The organism is Streptomyces sp. 8N616 (genome assembly GCF_052246385.1).
Taxonomy (GTDB): domain Bacteria; phylum Actinomycetota; class Actinomycetes; order Streptomycetales; family Streptomycetaceae; genus Streptomyces.
The window spans coordinates 50,613-66,213 of sequence record NZ_JBQQBY010000024.1 but is presented as its reverse complement, the minus strand read 5'-3'; the positions used below and the strand labels follow the sequence as shown (position 1 = coordinate 66,213).

General features: G+C 75.1%; 8 protein-coding genes. 4 read left to right on the top strand and 4 right to left on the bottom strand.

All coding sequences use genetic code 11. From position 1 onward, the window contains the following. The first annotated feature begins 17 nt into the window (after nt 1-17). Nucleotides 18-3,629: a hydantoinase B/oxoprolinase family protein gene (locus ACTWQC_RS22220; protein WP_443317531.1), complete on the top strand. Its 3,612-nt coding sequence runs from the start codon at nt 18-20 to the stop codon at nt 3,627-3,629. 196 nt (nt 3,630-3,825) lie between these two features. Here the strand turns inward: ACTWQC_RS22220 and ACTWQC_RS22215 are convergent, their stop codons facing one another. From ACTWQC_RS22215 to ACTWQC_RS22200, 4 genes are all read right to left on the bottom strand, one after another. After that, entirely contained in the window at nt 3,826-4,692 is an 867-nt protein-coding gene (locus ACTWQC_RS22215) for a biotin-dependent carboxyltransferase family protein (protein ID WP_443317530.1), read from the bottom strand. Beyond that, complete coding sequence (locus tag ACTWQC_RS22210) at nt 4,689-5,309, bottom strand: 5-oxoprolinase subunit B family protein (RefSeq protein WP_443317529.1); 621 nt, start codon at nt 5,307-5,309, stop codon at nt 4,689-4,691. Before ACTWQC_RS22210 ends, ACTWQC_RS22215 begins: the two co-directional genes overlap by 4 nt. A 73-nt stretch (nt 5,310-5,382) precedes the next feature. Beyond that, nucleotides 5,383-6,219 (bottom strand): LamB/YcsF family protein, encoded by an 837-nt coding sequence (locus tag ACTWQC_RS22205; RefSeq protein ID WP_443317528.1) that lies wholly within the window; start codon nt 6,217-6,219, stop codon nt 5,383-5,385. Then, complete coding sequence (locus tag ACTWQC_RS22200; protein WP_443317527.1) at nt 6,216-6,875, bottom strand: GntR family transcriptional regulator; 660 nt, start codon at nt 6,873-6,875, stop codon at nt 6,216-6,218. Before ACTWQC_RS22200 ends, ACTWQC_RS22205 begins: the two co-directional genes overlap by 4 nt. Nucleotides 6,876-7,050: 175 nt before the next feature. Between ACTWQC_RS22200 and ACTWQC_RS22195 the strand changes: the two genes are divergently transcribed. From ACTWQC_RS22195 to ACTWQC_RS22185, 3 genes are all read left to right on the top strand, one after another. After that, nucleotides 7,051-8,622: a hypothetical protein gene (locus tag ACTWQC_RS22195; protein ID WP_443317526.1), complete on the top strand. Its 1,572-nt coding sequence runs from the start codon at nt 7,051-7,053 to the stop codon at nt 8,620-8,622. A gap of 98 nt (nt 8,623-8,720) precedes the next feature. Beyond that, complete coding sequence (locus tag ACTWQC_RS22190) at nt 8,721-9,620, top strand: hypothetical protein (protein WP_443317590.1); 900 nt, start codon at nt 8,721-8,723, stop codon at nt 9,618-9,620. 75 nt (nt 9,621-9,695) lie between these two features. Further along, entirely contained in the window at nt 9,696-15,518 is a 5,823-nt protein-coding gene (locus ACTWQC_RS22185) for a hypothetical protein (RefSeq protein WP_443317525.1), read from the top strand. Nucleotides 15,519-15,601 lie beyond the last annotated feature (83 nt).

Sequence of the window (15,601 nt, the reverse complement as noted above, 5' to 3'; positions counted from 1 at the left end):
GCTGCGACAATGGACGGATGACAGGACGCTGGGAGTTCTGGATCGACCGCGGCGGCACGTTCACCGATGTGGTCGGAAGGCGGCCGGACGGCCGCCTCGTCACCCGCAAGCTGCTGTCGCACAACCCCGGCCGGTACGAGGACGCGGCCGTCGCCGGAGTGCGGCTCATGCTGGAGCTCCGGCCCGACGAACCCGTGCCGGCCGAGCGGATCGCCGTCGTCAAGATGGGCACGACCGTCGCCACCAACGCCCTCCTCGAGCGGAAGGGCGAGCCGACGGTCCTGGTCGTCACCGAGGGTTTCCGCGACGCGCTGCGCATCGCGTACCAGAACCGGCCGCGGCTCTTCGACCGCCGGATCGTCCTGCCCGAGGCGCTGTACGAGCGGGTCGTCGAGGTGCCGGAGCGGGTCGACGCGCACGGCGGGGTCGTACGGGAGCCGGATCTGGCCGCCGTCGCGGAAGCGCTCCGGGGCGCACGGGACGACGGCTTCCGCAGCGCGGCCGTCGTCTTCCTGCACGGCTACCGCCATGCCGCGCACGAGCGGGCGGTCGGCGAGCTGGCCAGACAGCTCGGCTTCACACAGGTGAGCTGCTCCCACGAGGTCAGCCCGCTGATGAAGCTCGTGTCGCGCGGTGACACCACGGTCGTGGACGCGTATCTGTCGCCGATCCTGCGCCGCTACGTCGACGGCGTGGCCAAGGAACTGCAGGGCACCCGGCTGATGTTCATGCAGTCCAACGGCGGGCTGCGCGAAGCCGCGCACTTCAGGGGCAAGGACGCGGTCCTGTCGGGCCCCGCGGGCGGTGTCGTCGGCATGGTACGGTCCGCCGCCGAGGCGGGGCACGACCGCGTCATCGGCTTCGACATGGGCGGCACCTCCACGGATGTCTCGCACTACGCGGGCGAGTTCGAGCGGATCTTCGGCACCGAGGTCGCGGGCGTGCGCATGCGCGCCCCCATGATGAACATCCACACCGTCGCAGCGGGCGGCGGCTCCATCCTGCACTTCGACGGGCGGCGCTACCGCGTGGGACCCGACTCCGCGGGCGCGGTCCCAGGACCCGCCTGCTACCGAGGCGGCGGACCGCTGACCGTGACCGACGCCAATGTGATGCTCGGCCGCGTCCAACCAGCCCATTTCCCGGCCGTGTTCGGCCCCGACGGCGACCAGCCGCTCGACGCGGACACCGTCCGCCGGAAGTTCGCCGAGCTCGCGCGGGAGGCCGCGGACGCGACCGGCGACCGGCGCAGCCCCGAGGAAGTCGCCGCCGGATACCTCGACATCGCCGTGCTCAACATGGCCAACGCCGTCAAGAAGATCTCCGTGCAGCGCGGCCACGACGTCACCCGCTACGCCCTCACCAGCTTCGGCGGCGCGGGCGGCCAGCACGCGTGCGCCGTCGCCGACGCCCTCGGCATCGGCACCGTGATCGTCCCGCCCCTCGCCGGACTGCTGTCCGCGTACGGGATCGGGGTCGCCGACGCCACCGCCATGCGCGAGCAGGCCGTCGAGACCGAGCTCGGCGAGGACGCCATGCCACGCATCCGCGAGGTGTGCGACGGGCTCGCCGAGCAGACCCGCGCCGAACTGCTCGCGGACGGCGTCCCGGAGGACACCGTCGCCACCTCGGCCCGGGTCCACCTGCGCTATGCGGGCACCGACTCCAGCATCCCCGTACCGCTCGGCACCGCGGCCGCGATGCGCGAGGACTTCGTCACCGCCCACCGCACCCGGTACGCGTTCACCATGGACAAGCCGCTCGTCGCCGAGGCCGTGTCGGTCGAGGCCGTCGGCTCCTCGGGCGAGACCGCCGGACACGCGGTCGAGCTGCCGCGGCGCGAGGGGGACTTGGGCCCGGCCGCTGTGGTGCGCATGTTCACCGAGGGCCGCTGGCAGGACACGGAGCTCTACGAGCGGGACGACCTGCGCCGCGGGGACAGCGTCACCGGGCCCGCGATCATCGCCGAGGCGGACGCCACCACCGTCGTCGACCCCGGCTGGCAGGCCACCGCGGGCGAGCACGGACACCTCCTCCTCACCCGCGTCCGGCCCCGGCCCCGCACGGTCGCGGTGGGCACCGACGTCGACCCGGTCATGCTCGAGGTCTTCAACAGCCTCTTCATGGCCATCGCCGAGCAGATGGGCCTGCGCCTGGAGAACACCGCCCACTCCGTCAACATCAAGGAGCGCCTGGACTTCTCCTGCGCGCTGTTCGACGCCGAGGGCAACCTCATCGCCAACGCCCCCCACATTCCCGTGCACTTGGGGTCCATGGGCGAGTCCATCAAGGAGGTGCTGCGGCGCAGGCGCCGCGAGGGCGTGATGCGGCCGGGCGACGTTTACGCGATCAACGACCCGTATCACGGGGGCACGCACCTGCCCGATGTCACGGTCGTCACCCCGGTGTTCGACGAGCCTGGACGTGACCTGCTCTTTCTCGTCGCCTCGCGCGGCCACCACGCCGAGATCGGCGGCATCACCCCCGGCTCCATGCCCGCCTTCAGCCGCACCATCCAGGAGGAGGGCGTCCTCTTCGACAACTGGCTCCTGGTACGGGATGGTCATCTGAGGGAGGACGAGACCCGCGAGCTGCTGACCAAGGGCCCGTACCCTTCCCGCGCCCCGGACGCCAACCTCGCCGACCTCCGAGCCCAGATCGCCGCCAACGAGAAGGGCATCCACGAACTGCGGCGGATGATCGAGCAGTTCGGGCTCGACGTGGTGCAGGCGTACATGCGGCACGTCCAGGACAACGCCGAGGAGTCCGTGCGCCGGATCCTCGCCGGGCTCGCCGACGGCTCGTACCGCTACGAGACCGACAGCGGCGCCGTCATCCAGCTGTCCCTGCGCGTCGACCGCGAGGCCCGCAGCGCCGTCCTGGACTTCACCGGGACCTCGCCGCAGCAGCCGGGCAACGCCAACGCGCCCAGCTCGGTGGTGATGGCCGCCGTCCTCTACGTCTTCCGGACGCTGGTCGCCGAGGACATCCCGCTCAACAGCGGCTGCCTCAAACCCCTGGAGGTCCGCATCCCGGAGGGCTCGATGCTCGCACCCGCTTACCCGGCCGCGACCGTCGCGGGCAACGTCGAGACCTCGCAGGCGGTGACCGGCACGCTCTACGCGGCGCTGGGCGTTCAGGCCGAGGGCTCCGGCACCATGAACAACGTCACCTTCGGCAACGCGCGCGTGCAGTACTACGAGACGGTGGCGAGCGGCTCGGGCGCGGGGGACGGCTTCGACGGGGCCGACGCCGTACAGACCCACATGACCAACTCGCGGCTCACCGACCCCGAAGTCCTGGAGTGGCGCTACCCGGTGCGGGTGGAGAGCTTCGCCGTGCGCGAGGGCAGCGGCGGGCGCGGGCGGTGGCGCGGCGGCTGCGGTGTCACCCGGCGGATCCGCTTCCTGGAGCCGATGACCGTCGCGCTGCTCACCGGACACCGCCGGGTGCCGCCGTACGGGATGGCGGGCGGCGAGCCGGGCGCGCTCGGCGAGAACCTGATCGAGCGCGCCGACGGGACGGCGGAGGCGCTGGCCGGGTGCGATGTCGCCGACGTCGCGGCCGGCGACGTCCTGCTCGTCCGCACGCCGGGCGGCGGGGGTTACGGAGCGCCTCCGGCGGGGTGAAGGTTGTGGGCATTCGTTCCGCGGGGCGATGGGGGTGCCCCCATGCCGTTCAGGCTATGGGGCAGGGTGGGCACACCCGTCCCGCACCCGGCAACGGCGCGAACCCCCGCCGAAGGGTTGCCGCCTCGTACGCGGCTGCAGGCTGGTGGCCCTGTTGTGCCCACCCGTTCCGCCCCGCGGAACGAATGCCCACAACCTAGGCGCGATGCGGCAGGAAGCGTACCGGCGTCCCCGGGGCGGCCTGGGCCGCGGCAGCCAGGTGCCGCTCCGGGACGACGCCGACGACCGGGTAGCCGCCTGTCGTCGGGTGGTCGGCGAGAAAGAGCAGGGGACGGCCGTCCGGCGGCACCTGCACCGCCCCCAGCACCATGCCCTCACTGGGCAGTTCGCCGTCCTTCGCCCGCTCCAGAGGCGGGCCCTCGGTGCGCAGGCCGATGCGGTTGCTCGCGGACGAAACGACGTAGCCGCCGGTCGCCAGGGTGCGTACGGCCCCGGTGGTGAACCAGTCGTCACGCGGGCCCAGCACCACGGGCAGCACCAGCTCGCGCGGCGGGCCGGGACAGGGAAGCACATCGGTGCCGGACGGCGGGGCGTACGGCACGCCGAGCGGCAGCACGGCGCCGTCCGCGAGCGGTGCGGGACCGATGCCCGAGAGCAGGTCGGCCGAGCGGCTGCCGAGCACGGGCTCGACGGCGACGCCGCCCGCGAACGCCACGTAGCTGCGCACCCCGTAGGAGGCGGCTCCGACCGCGAACACCGAGCCGGGCCGCACCCGTACCGGCGCGCCCCACGGGGCCGGACGGCCGTCGACGGTGACCGGGCAGGGCGCGCCGGTGACGGCGGCGGTCGCCGCGCGCCGGACGCGTATGGCGCAGCCGTCGAGCGTCGTCTCGAGGGCCGCCGCCGAGGCGGGGTTGCCGACGAGGCGGTTGGCGAGCCGGTGCGCGGGCTGGTCCAGGGCGCCGGCCCGCGGTACGCCCAGGTGCGCGTGGCCGGTGCGGCCCAGGTCCTGGATGGTGGTGAGCGCGCCCGCCCGCACGACCGCGATGGCTCGGTCCGTCACGCCGCTCCCTCCGGCCTGAACCGCACCCGCGTTCCGGGCGCGAGCAGCGCCGCGGGCTGACGCGAGGTGTCCCACAGCACGGCGTCCGTGGTGCCGATGAGCTGCCAGCCGCCCGGCGAGGAGCGCGGGTAGACGCCGGTGTACGGCCCGGCGAGCGCGACCGAGCCGCTGGGCACGCTGGTCCTGGGCGTGGCCCTGCGGGGCACGTGGTAGCGCTCGGGCAGGCCGGTCAGATAGCCGAAGCCGGGCGCGAACCCGCAGAAGGCGACGCGGAAAAGGGTGCCGGAGTGGATGCGTACGACGTCCTGCGGGGTGACGCCCCACAGCCCGGCGACATCGGTGAGGTCGGGGCCGTCGTACCGCACCGGGATCTCGACGGCGTCCTGGCTCCCGGCGGCGAGTGGCGGGACCTGCCAGCCGCCCAACTCCTGGGCGAACCACCGGGGATCGCGGAGACCGGCCAGCAGGAGGGTGCGTGCGGCGGGCACGATCTCGCGCACCGCGGGCAGTTCGCCCGTCTCTGCCCGCCGCAGCACCTCGGCGTGCAGGGCCTCGACGGCCTCGCCGCTGCCGAGCTCGACGAGCAGCCCGTCGTCGCCCACCGGCAGGCTCCTCATGCGAACGCCTTCCTCAACGCTCGCGTCATGTGAAAGCCCCCCTCACGCGAAAGCCCCCTCACGCGAAAGCCCCTCATGCGAACGCCTCCACGCGCACGCCCGCGGCCTCCAGTCCGGCCCGTACGCGTCGGGCGAGGGCGGCGGCTCCCGGGGTGTCTCCGTGCAGGCACAGCGAGCGGACCTCCACCTCGACACGGCGGCCGCAGACCGAGGTCACGGCTCTGTCCTGCGCGAAGCCCAGGGCGCGGGCCACGACCTCGCCGGGGTCGGTGAGGACGGCGCCGGGCTCGCGGCGCGGTACGAGCGTGCCCGCGGCGGTGTACGCGCGGTCCGCGAACGCCTCGGCCACGACCGGCAGTCCGGCCTCTGCGGCCGCTTCGTGGAGCCGGGATCCGGGCAGCCCGAGGACGGGGAGCGAGTCCCCGGCGAGCCGCACTCCCCGGATCACGGCCGCTGCCTGCTCCTCGTCCTGGACGGTGCGGTTGTAGAGCGCGCCGTGGGGCTTGACGTACCGGACGCGCGCCCCCGCCGAGCGGGCGAAGACCTCCAGCGCGCCGATCTGGTAGGCGATCTCGTCGGCCAGCTCGTCGGGCGGCACGTCCATCGCGCGGCGCCCGAAGCCCGCCAGGTCGCGGTACGAGACCTGGGCGCCGATGCCCACGCCGCGCTCGGCGGCCAGCTCGCAGACCCGGCGCATCGTCGACGGGTCGCCGCCGTGGAAGCCGCAGGCCACGTTGGCGCTGGTGACGACGGACAGCAGGGCCTCGTCGTCGGTGAGCGTCCAGCGGCCGAAGCCCTCGCCGAGGTCGGCGTTGAGGTCGAGGACGGGCGGGGATGCGGTGGCCGTGGCGGGAGCGGGGGAGGCGGCGGGAGCGGGGGAGGCGGCGGTGGCTGGGGCGGTCGCGGTCACGTATCGGCCTTCATCATGATGTCGAGGATCATCTGCTGGGCGTCGCCGAGGTAGCGCTCCAACTCGGCTTCCGCCCGGTCGGTTTCGCCCGATTCGAGCAGGGCGGCGATGAGCCGGTTACGGCGCAGGAACGGCTCGTGCAGGTCGCGCGGCGAGGGCATCGCCAGGAAGGCGAGCCGCAGTTCGGCCATCAGCCGGGTCAGGTACTCGTCGATGCGGGGGCTTCCGGCCAGCCCGCCGAGCGCCTGGTGGAAGTGGAGGTCGGCGGTGCCGACCGTGGACCAGTCGCCCGACTCGGCCGCGGCCCCCGCGGCCGAGACGGCCTGGCGGAGTGCGCCGAAACGCTCAGGGGGCGCGTTGGGGGCGGCGCGAACCCCAGCCGTCTCCAGGGCGCGCCGGGTCGTGTAGATGTCGATCACGTCGCCGGGGCCGAGCACCCGGACGAACACGCCGCGGTTGAGTTCGTGCACGACCAGGCGGCCGTCGGCCAGCAGCCGGAAGGCCTCGCGCAGCGTGTTCCGCGAGACACCGAGCCCTGAGCCGAGCGACTCCTCGGAGAGGCGGGTGCCGGGCGGCAGCGTGCCGCGCGCGATGCGCTCGCGCAGCACGTCGGCGACGCGCTGCGCGGCACCGGAGGCGGTGCCGGCGGTCTCCATGGGACCTCCCGGGTTGTGGGGACCGAGCAGGACCGTACAGATGTACGCATCGGATTGTTGAACAATAGCCTAGCGTCCGCCTCGCCGGGCGTCGCGGTGACGCCGGTCACGGGCCGCCGCGGCCGCCGCCCCGTCCGTCGCCCCATCCGTCGCCCCATCCGTGCCGTTTCGGTCGATGTCAGTGCGAGGACCTAATCTGTGCGTCGTGACTTCGCACGCCTCGGACCTCGCTCCGCCCCAGCTCAGCGGGGCACAGCCCGGCTCGGCGGCCCGGCCCGCACCCGGCCCGGCCGCCGACGAGGGGCTGGCCCGGCGGCTGCGCGCCCTCGCCTGCACCGCCCCGCTGCACGATCTGGACGCGCGCAAGGCCAATCTCGCGGGCGAGTACTCGGTCTACGCGATGGCGGAGCTCGCGCTCGCCGCCATCGATCTCGTCACGCTCCACATGGACTTCGACACCGGCGCCGACCACGAGCAGATAGTGGCCAGGCTGCTGCCGCGCGCCGCCGCCCAGGCGCCCGCCAGGCCCGCCGCGGAACATGAACGGGTGGCCCGCTGGGTGCTGGAGAACCTCATCAACGTCGGCAGCGTGGACCGCGGATTCCGCGCCGTCTACGGCACGTTCGGGCCCGACGGCGCTTATGTGCGGCGCGACTACGACTTCAAGCTCATCGAGGAAGTGCCGGGCCCCGGCGGCGGCGTGTATCTGCGGACGACCGACGAGGCGGTCAACGTCCTGGTGGGCGCGCTCGACACCGATGTGACCAGCGCTCAGATCGCCGCCGAGGTGAAGCTGGAGGTGCTCATCAGCCGCGGCCGCCTCGCCGACGCCCAACTGGCCGCGGAGCAGGCCCGCTACCGCACGGTCCAGTACGCGGAGACGCTTCGCAGGACGCTCGACGCGACCCGGCGCAACGTGCGCGCCGTCGACTGGCTGTCCGCGGTCCCCGACATGATCGCCGAGGCTCTCGACCACGTCGCGGACCGCTACCGCCATGAGAACGCGATCCTCACCAACATCCGCCGGGCGCGGGACGAGGCGGAGGACGCTGAACACAAGCGGCGCGCCGCCGAGCTGGTCGACATCGTCAAGGACTGCATCCGCCGCCACACCCAGCTGCAGTCCCGGCTGCTGGAGGCGGGGCCGCTGTTCCGGGCCGAGCAGGACCGGCAGGCGTTCGCCGGCGCCGCTGCCGCCGGTGCCGGAATCGACCTCTACGGGCAGCTGGTGGCGCCGGTTCTGCCGTTGCCGGTCGAGCGGGCGACCCGGGTCACCGACGCGTTCTTCGCGCGCGGCACGGGCCTGCGTACCCCGCCGGCGGTACGGGTCGGGGACCTGGTGGACCTGCTGCTGACCCCGCCGGTCGAGCGCGAGCACCTCGGCGCGGAGATGCCGGAGCCCGATCTCGTCGCCACGCCGGACGACAGCCGGTTCAGCGAGGAGCAGCTGGCGGCCGCCCTGGAGCTTCTCGACCTCCCGGCGGATGCGCCGCGCCGCCTCTCCGGGCTGCTCGCCGACGCGCGCCGCCGCGACTCCGAACTCCCGTACCTCGTCGCGCTCCTCGCGGTCCACGCGGCGAGCCCGGCGGTGGGCACCGCCTACCGGCAGGGCGAGCAGCAGCTGCTGTTCGCCGTCGACGACGGCACGGAGCTGGACGACGCCGAGTTCGGCGGCGCCGACCTCATCGTCGGCACGGCCTTGCTGGACGCGGCGGGCATGGCCGCGGAACGCGCGGAGGTGGCGTAGGTGTTGAGCTACGACCCGTCGAAGGAGCCACAGCTGTGACCGCCGAGTACGACGCCGACGACGTCCCGTACTCCGCCGGGGAGCGGGAGTCGGGCGCCCTGCCCGTGGCCGGGCCGTATGCCACGGGCGGTCCCGGGCGCGATCCATCGCACCCCGGGTCCGCCGGATCCGGCGGACCCGTCACGCCCGCCGACGCGGCCGACGCCGCCCGGCTCGTCGCCTTCGGCCTCCAGCCCAAGCTCATCCCCGCGCGCGACGCCGAGTACGCCGAGCTGCTGCGGCGGCACCGCGAGGACCCCGCCTTCGCCCGGCTCGCCGATGCCGTAGCCGCCGGGCTCGGCCTCGTCGTCCTCGAGGTGTCCACGCGCGCCGGCATGGCCGTGGCCGCCGCCGAGGACTCCGTCTTCGCGGTCCGCATGGGCGACTACGCGCGTCGCGCCTCCTCCGACTCCGCAGACCGCTTTCTGCACGGACTCGCCCATCTCGCCGTCGCCGCCCTGGCCTTCCCCCGCCCCGACGACCTCGCCGACGACGGCTACGTCGGACGGATCACGGTCAACGGCGTCGATGCGTTCGTACGCCAGGCCTGCCGCCGTCTGGAGGAGCGGGCCGAGGCGGCGGGTGAGAACACCGACCCCACGACCGACGCCCCCGGCCTGGAGGCGGCCTGGCGGGTGTGGGCCCGCCGCAGTGCCACCGGTGCCACCAAGGACGCGCGGCGGCTGGCCGGTTCGACCACCGGGATCGTCGGCAAGGCCGTCGCCTTCCTCACCGACTCCGGTTTCCTGCAGCGCACCGGAGACGACGCCGGAGGCGCGTACCGCACGACCGCGCGCTATCAGCTGCAGGTCCGCGACATGGCGGGCAGCGCCGCCATGGCCGAGCTCCTCGAGCTCGGGATCGTGCCCGTCAGCGACGGCACCGCGACGCTGCTCCCGCCCGACGACACCGACGACCTCGGCCTGGTCGCGGACGCCGGTCTGCCGTTCCACAGCTGACCCTTCCGAAGCTCATCCTTCCGAATTCACGACCACAACACGACCACAACACGACCACAACGAGAGTCCGCCGCCATGTACGAGCTGTCCCGGGTCCGCCTCTACTCCATCGGGCCTGCCGGTGCGCGTTACGCCGACACCGTGCTCGACCTGCGCGGCGTGGGCGAGCCCGTGGCCAGCCCCGCCCCCACGCAGGCGGACTTCTTCGAGGACGAGCCCACGGGACCGCCGCGCAGGCCCGCGCCCGCGGGCGTGCTCTTCCTGGAGAACGGTGGTGGAAAGTCCGTACTCCTCAAGCTGATCTTCTCGGTCATGCTGCCGGGTCACCGCAACACCCTCGGCGGCGCAAGCTCCGGCGTACTGCGCAAGTTCCTGCTGGCCGACGACTGCGGGCACGTCGCTCTGGAGTGGCAGCACACCGTCACCGGCGAGTGCGTGGTCGTCGGCAAGGTCAGCGAGTGGCGGGGCCGGCAGGTCTCGGGCGATCCGCGGAAGTTCGCCGAGGCGTGGTACTCCTTCCGGCCCGGTCCCGGGATGTCCCTCGACTCATTGCCGGTCGCCGAGGCCACGGCCGTACGGCCCCCCGTAGAGGGCGTGTCCGGGGCGCGGGGCCGCCGCCGCACCATGAAGGGGTTCCGGGACGCCATCGCCGAGGCCGGCAAGGCGTATCCGAACCTCGACGTCGTCTGGGAGGAGATCCACGAGCGCTGGAACGAGCACCTCGGCGACCTCGGCCTCGACCCGGAACTCTTCCGCTACCAGCGGGAGATGAACGCCGACGAGGGCGAGGCGGCCGGTCTCTTCGCCGTCAAGAACGACTCCGACTTCACCGATCTGCTGCTGCGGGCCGTCACCGACACCCGGGACACGGACGGGCTCGCCGACCTCGTGCACGGGTTCGCGCACAAGCTGGGCCGACGGGCGGAGCTGACCGCGGAGCGGGACTTCACGGCCGGTTCGCTGGACCTGCTGTCCCGTATCGCCGAGGCCGCGGAGCAGCGCGAGCGGGCCCGCGGGGTGCACGCCGGGGCGGAGCGCCGCACCCGTACGCTCGCCCGCAGGCTCTCCGCCCGCGGCGCGGAGGAGCGCGGGCGTGCCGCCGAGCTCGCCCAGCAGGTGACCGCGGCTGCGGACGCCGCCGGTGAGGCCGAGGAAGCCAGGGGCCGCAGCCGCCTCGTCGCGGCCGAACTCGCCTACCGGCACGCCTCGCTGGCGCTCGCCGAGGGCGAGAAGGCCGCCGCGGCGCAGCGCCGCGAGCTGGCCGACGCGCGGACGCTGCACGCCGCATGGCAGGCCGCCGAAGTCGTGCTGCGGCACCGGGCCGCCGCCGACCGCTCCGCGCGCGTGGCCGCGGCGATCCGCGAGGCCGAGCGGGACGCGGCCCCGGCGCTGGCCGCCCGCGCGAAGGCCGCGTCCGACCTCGTACGGGCGCTGCACGCCGCCGCGGCGGACGGCGAGCGGCTCGCCAACGAGGAGGAGGAGCGCTCCGCCGCCCTTCAGGAAGCGGGCGAGGCGGCGCACCGCGACGCGACGGCCGCGGCCACCGGGGCCCAGCGCGCCCGCAGCGAGGCGGAGCACCTGCGGCAGCGGCTCGCCGAGGTCGAGCAGGAGACCGCGGAGGCGGTACGCGCGGGCTGGCTCGACGTCCCGCAGCCACCGCCCGGTGGTGCCCCCACCGCGCCCGACGCGGACCCGGCCCGCGCGGCGCTCGCGGCGAGCGACGCCGAGAAGTCGGCGGTCGCCGCGTGGGACAGCGCGCGCGAGACGGCCCGTCAGACCGCGGACCGCGCCAGTGAGGCGGCCGCGGACCAGAGCCGGGCAGAACTGGCCGCGGCCCGCGCCGCGGACGCCGCCGAGGCGGCGGAGTCCGCCTACGCGGCGGAGCGGCGCGCGGCGGAGTCCCTCGGCGCGGAGGAGCGCCTGGCGGAACTGCTGAGCCTCCCGAACACCCCGCTGGGCCCTGTGCCCCGGCCCCGCCGCGGCGGGGCTCCGGGCGAAGGCCAGGGCACGGTGACCCCACCTCGCCGACGCACAACTGACGGCACTGACGGCCAGGACGGCAGGCAGACCCACGCGTCCACGGACGGCACGTCACGACGCGTCGCACGCGCCGAGGCTCCCGCCGCCGCCGACCGGACCGACGCGCGGGCTGTGGCTCCCTCGACCGCCGACACGCCCTCGGACGTGGCGTCCGCCGACGCCAACGGACGCGCTGCAGACGGCGCCGGCCCGCAGACGCCTGACGGCTACTCAGCCGATGGCGATCGAATGCCGACGGGCGAGGCTCACGGTGGCCGTGTCGTCGCGTCCGAAGCCGCGGGCACCGGGACCCCGGGCACCGCGGACGCCTCCGGCGCGGACCCGTCGACCGCCGGGACCTCGCCGCGCGCGGCCGGACCCGGGGCCGCCGGCGGCCGAGCACCGGGGGTGCCCGAGGCTGACGGCCGCTCAGCCGAGGACGGCCACCGTGCGCGGGCGGACCAGCTCCTCGGAGCCCGGGGCGGGCAGCCGGGCAGCACAGGTTCGCCCGGCACGGGCACCTCCCCGCACGGGGCGGATCCGGGCGCCGGTGGGGGCGCCGCGGGCCCTGGAATCGGTGCGTCCCCAGGCGGGGCCGGGGTTGACCCCGATGACCCCGATGACCCCGATGTCCGAGCAATCAGCGGCGCGGACGCGGATGAGACAGGGAGTTCGCCAGGGGTTGACGGCAGCTCAGCCGAGGACAGCGTCCGCATGGGGGCAGGACGGCCGCATGGGGCGCGGGGCGGCCATCGCGGCACGGAGGGTTCCGGCGCGGGGGCATTCGGCAGCGGCGCGTCCTCTCGCACGGCCGGGGCTCACGGCGGTGGGCCCGCTGCTGATGGCCGCGCTCGGGCCGGGGACGGGGTCGGTGACCCCCCAACTCCGGGAGCTCACACGGCCGGTGCTGCCGACCGATCCCGGGGCGCCGGGGGCGGGGAACCGGACGCCCGTGGTGCCGACTCGTCCGACAGCGGCGCGTCCTCCCGCCCAGGCGGGCTCGGCGCCGATGAGTTCCCAGCCCGCGGCGCGGAAGGCGGTGGCGGGCGTTCCGGCGCCGGGGAGGTGCCCGCTGGTCCGGGCCGGCCGACCGCGGGTGCAGGCCCTCGCGCCGCGGACGCCGACTTCGGCCCTCTCGGCGCCGAGGAGCTCGACCGGAGTGCCGAGGCGCTCCGTGACGTGATCGAGGAGACCGTCGCGGCCGCCGAGCGGCAGCTCTTCGAGCTGCGCACCGCCGCCGCCGACGACGCCCGGATTCTCGGGGCGCTCGGCGACGGCGGGCTGCTTCCGCCGGGGCCGGACGTGCTGGCCGCGGTGGAGTACCTCGGCGAGCACGGCATCCCCGCCCTGCCCGGCTGGCGGTATCTCGCCCAGGCCGTCGACCCGGCCGACCACGCCGCGGTCATGGCCGCCCGCCCCGAGCTCGTCGACGGCGTGGTCATCACCGATCCCGATACGCACGCCCGCGCCCGCGAAGTCCTCGCCGGGGCCGCTCTCCTGCCGCGGTCCACCGTCGCCGTCGGGACCGCCGCCGCGCTGCTCGCGCCGACCCCGGGGCCCGGTGCGCAGGACGGCGGAGTGTTCCTCGTACCGCCGAACCCGGCGATGCACGACGAGCGCGCGGCCGACGACGAGCGGCTGGCCCTGCGCGCCCGCGCCACCGCGCGCGACGAGGAGATCCGGGCGCTGGCCGCCCGGCTCGCGACCGACCGTGCGCTCGCCGCGCGGCTCGCCTCCTGGCGTACGGGCTGCCCGCCCGGCCGCCTGGCCGAGCTCGCCGAGGCGGCCGGTACGGCACGCGCGGCCGCGGAGAGCGCCGAGCGGGAGCTGGCGGAGGCGCGTACGGCGCGTGCCGAGGCGGACGAGGTCGCCGCCGAGGCGGCGAGGGTCCGCGACGAGCGGCAGGAGGCCGCACAGCGGGCCCGCCGCGCGGCCGACGCCCTGGCCGGGCTGGCCTTCCGGCTCCGCGAGCGCGCGTCCTGGCAGCCGCGGCTGCGCGAACTGGCCGACGAGGCCGCCGAGTCGGAGGCCAGGGCCGCCGCCTGCCTGGAGCGGGCCAGGGCGGCGGACGAGGACCGCAGGGCCGCGCAGCGCGCGGCCGACGACGCGCGCCGCACCGCCCGCGCCCTGCGCGCCGAGCGCGCGGAGATCGCGGGCGCCCCCGAGGACGCCCCTGCCGACGCGGCCCCGGCGGGCGCCGCGCTGCCCGCGCTGCGCGAGGCGTACCGCGCGGCCTCGCAGCTGTACGAGAAGGTGGGCGTCGGCGCCGACCTGCGCGCCGAGCAGGCCAGGGCCGAGAGTGACGAGAGCGCGGCCCTCGCCGAACTCGACCGGCTCACCAACAAGGTCCGCACCCGCGCCGCCCAGCTCCTCGAAGGCACCGACGGCGCAGACGGCCCGTCCCGTCAGGCCGCCGCAGCCCGCGCGGAGTCCCTCGTACAGATGCTGGAGTCCAGGGCCTCCACCGCCAGCGAGCAGCTCGGCCGCCTCCGTGGCGAGGCCGAACGGCACGCACCGGCCGAAGGGGACGCCCACACCGAACTGCCGGAGACGATGGTCCCGGGCGACGCCGAGCACGCGAAGGAGCTCCTGCGGGTCGCCACCGCCGAGCTTGCGGCCCGTGCGGACGACCTGGAGACGGCCCGCGCCGCGTACGCCGCACTGCTGCGCGAGCACCGGGCGGCCGAGGACGCGGCGGGCGGCTTCGACGAACTGGCCGCGCTGCTGCGCGATCTGCTGCGGGATGGCCACCAGGCCCAAGCCCAAGCCCAAGCCCAGGCTCAGGCCGGGGACCAGGACGCTGAGACGCCGGAGCCGTACCGGGGCGGCCTCGAGGAGGCGCGGCAGGCCGCTGCCGAGGCCCGCCGCTCGCTGCGCGGCTGCGGGGCCGACCTCTCGTCCGCCGAGTCGGCCGTGCGCGACGCGAGCGACGTGCTCGTACGGCACGCCAACTCCACCCGCTACGAGCAGGTCCGCACCCCCGCCCGCCAGCAGATCCGCGAGCTGCCCGCCTCCGCGCTGCCCGAGCACGCGGCGGCCTGGGCCGAGGCGTTCGCGCCCCGGCTGCGCGTCCTCACCGGCGAGCTGGTGCAGCTGGAGCGGAACCGGGACAGCATCGTCGACCGGCTCCGGGGCCTGGTGGATTCCTCGCTCGCCACGCTCCGTTCGGCGCAGCGGCTCTCCAGGCTCCCCGAAGGGCTGGGGGAGTGGTCGGGGCAGGAGTTCCTGCGGATCCGCTTCGACGACCCGGATCAGGCCACGCTCACCGAGCGGCTCGGCGAGGTCATCGACGAGGCGACCCGGGCCGCCGTACGCAAGAACTCCGACCTGCGCAGGGACGGCATGTCCCTGCTGCTGCGCAGCGTCGCGGCGGCCCTCGAACCCAAGGGCGTGTCCGTCGAGATCCTCAAGCCGGACGCCGTACTGCGCGCCGAGCGGGTCCCGGTCGGGCAGATGGGCGACGTCTTCTCGGGCGGGCAGCTGCTGACCGCGGCCATCGCGCTGTACTGCACGATGGCGGCGCTGCGCAGCAACGACCGCGGCCGCGACAAGCACCGCCACGCGGGCACCCTCTTCCTGGACAACCCCATCGGCCGCGCCAACGCCACGTATCTGCTGGAGCTGCAGCGGGCCGTCGCGGATGCGCTCGGCGTCCAGCTGCTCTACACGACGGGTCTGTTCGACACCACGGCGCTGGCGGAGTTCCCGCTGGTCATCCGGCTGCGGAACGACGCGGACCTGCGGGCGGGGCTGAAGTACATCAGCGTCGAGGAGCATCTGCGCCCCGGGCTGCCGCAGCGGGCCGCGGGCGAGGAGACGGTGCACGGCGAGATCACCGCGACCCGGATGTTCAAGCGCCCGCCGGTCCCCGCGGACTGACGAGGGGCGGGGCGTTCGAGGACTGGCCGGGGACTGGCCGGACGCGACCCTTGACCCGTGGGCGTTTCCTCCTCAATGTTGCC

Coding starts and splice junctions, on each gene's coding strand:
- ACTWQC_RS22220 (WP_443317531.1), top strand. CDS start 18: ATGACAGGACGCTGGGAGTTCTGGATCGACCGCGGCGGCACGTTCACC.
- ACTWQC_RS22210 (WP_443317529.1), bottom strand. CDS start 5,309: ATGAGGAGCCTGCCGGTGGGCGACGACGGGCTGCTCGTCGAGCTCGGC.
- ACTWQC_RS22200 (WP_443317527.1), bottom strand. CDS start 6,875: ATGGAGACCGCCGGCACCGCCTCCGGTGCCGCGCAGCGCGTCGCCGAC.
- ACTWQC_RS22195 (WP_443317526.1), top strand. CDS start 7,051: ATGTCAGTGCGAGGACCTAATCTGTGCGTCGTGACTTCGCACGCCTCG.
- ACTWQC_RS22185 (WP_443317525.1), top strand. CDS start 9,696: ATGTACGAGCTGTCCCGGGTCCGCCTCTACTCCATCGGGCCTGCCGGT.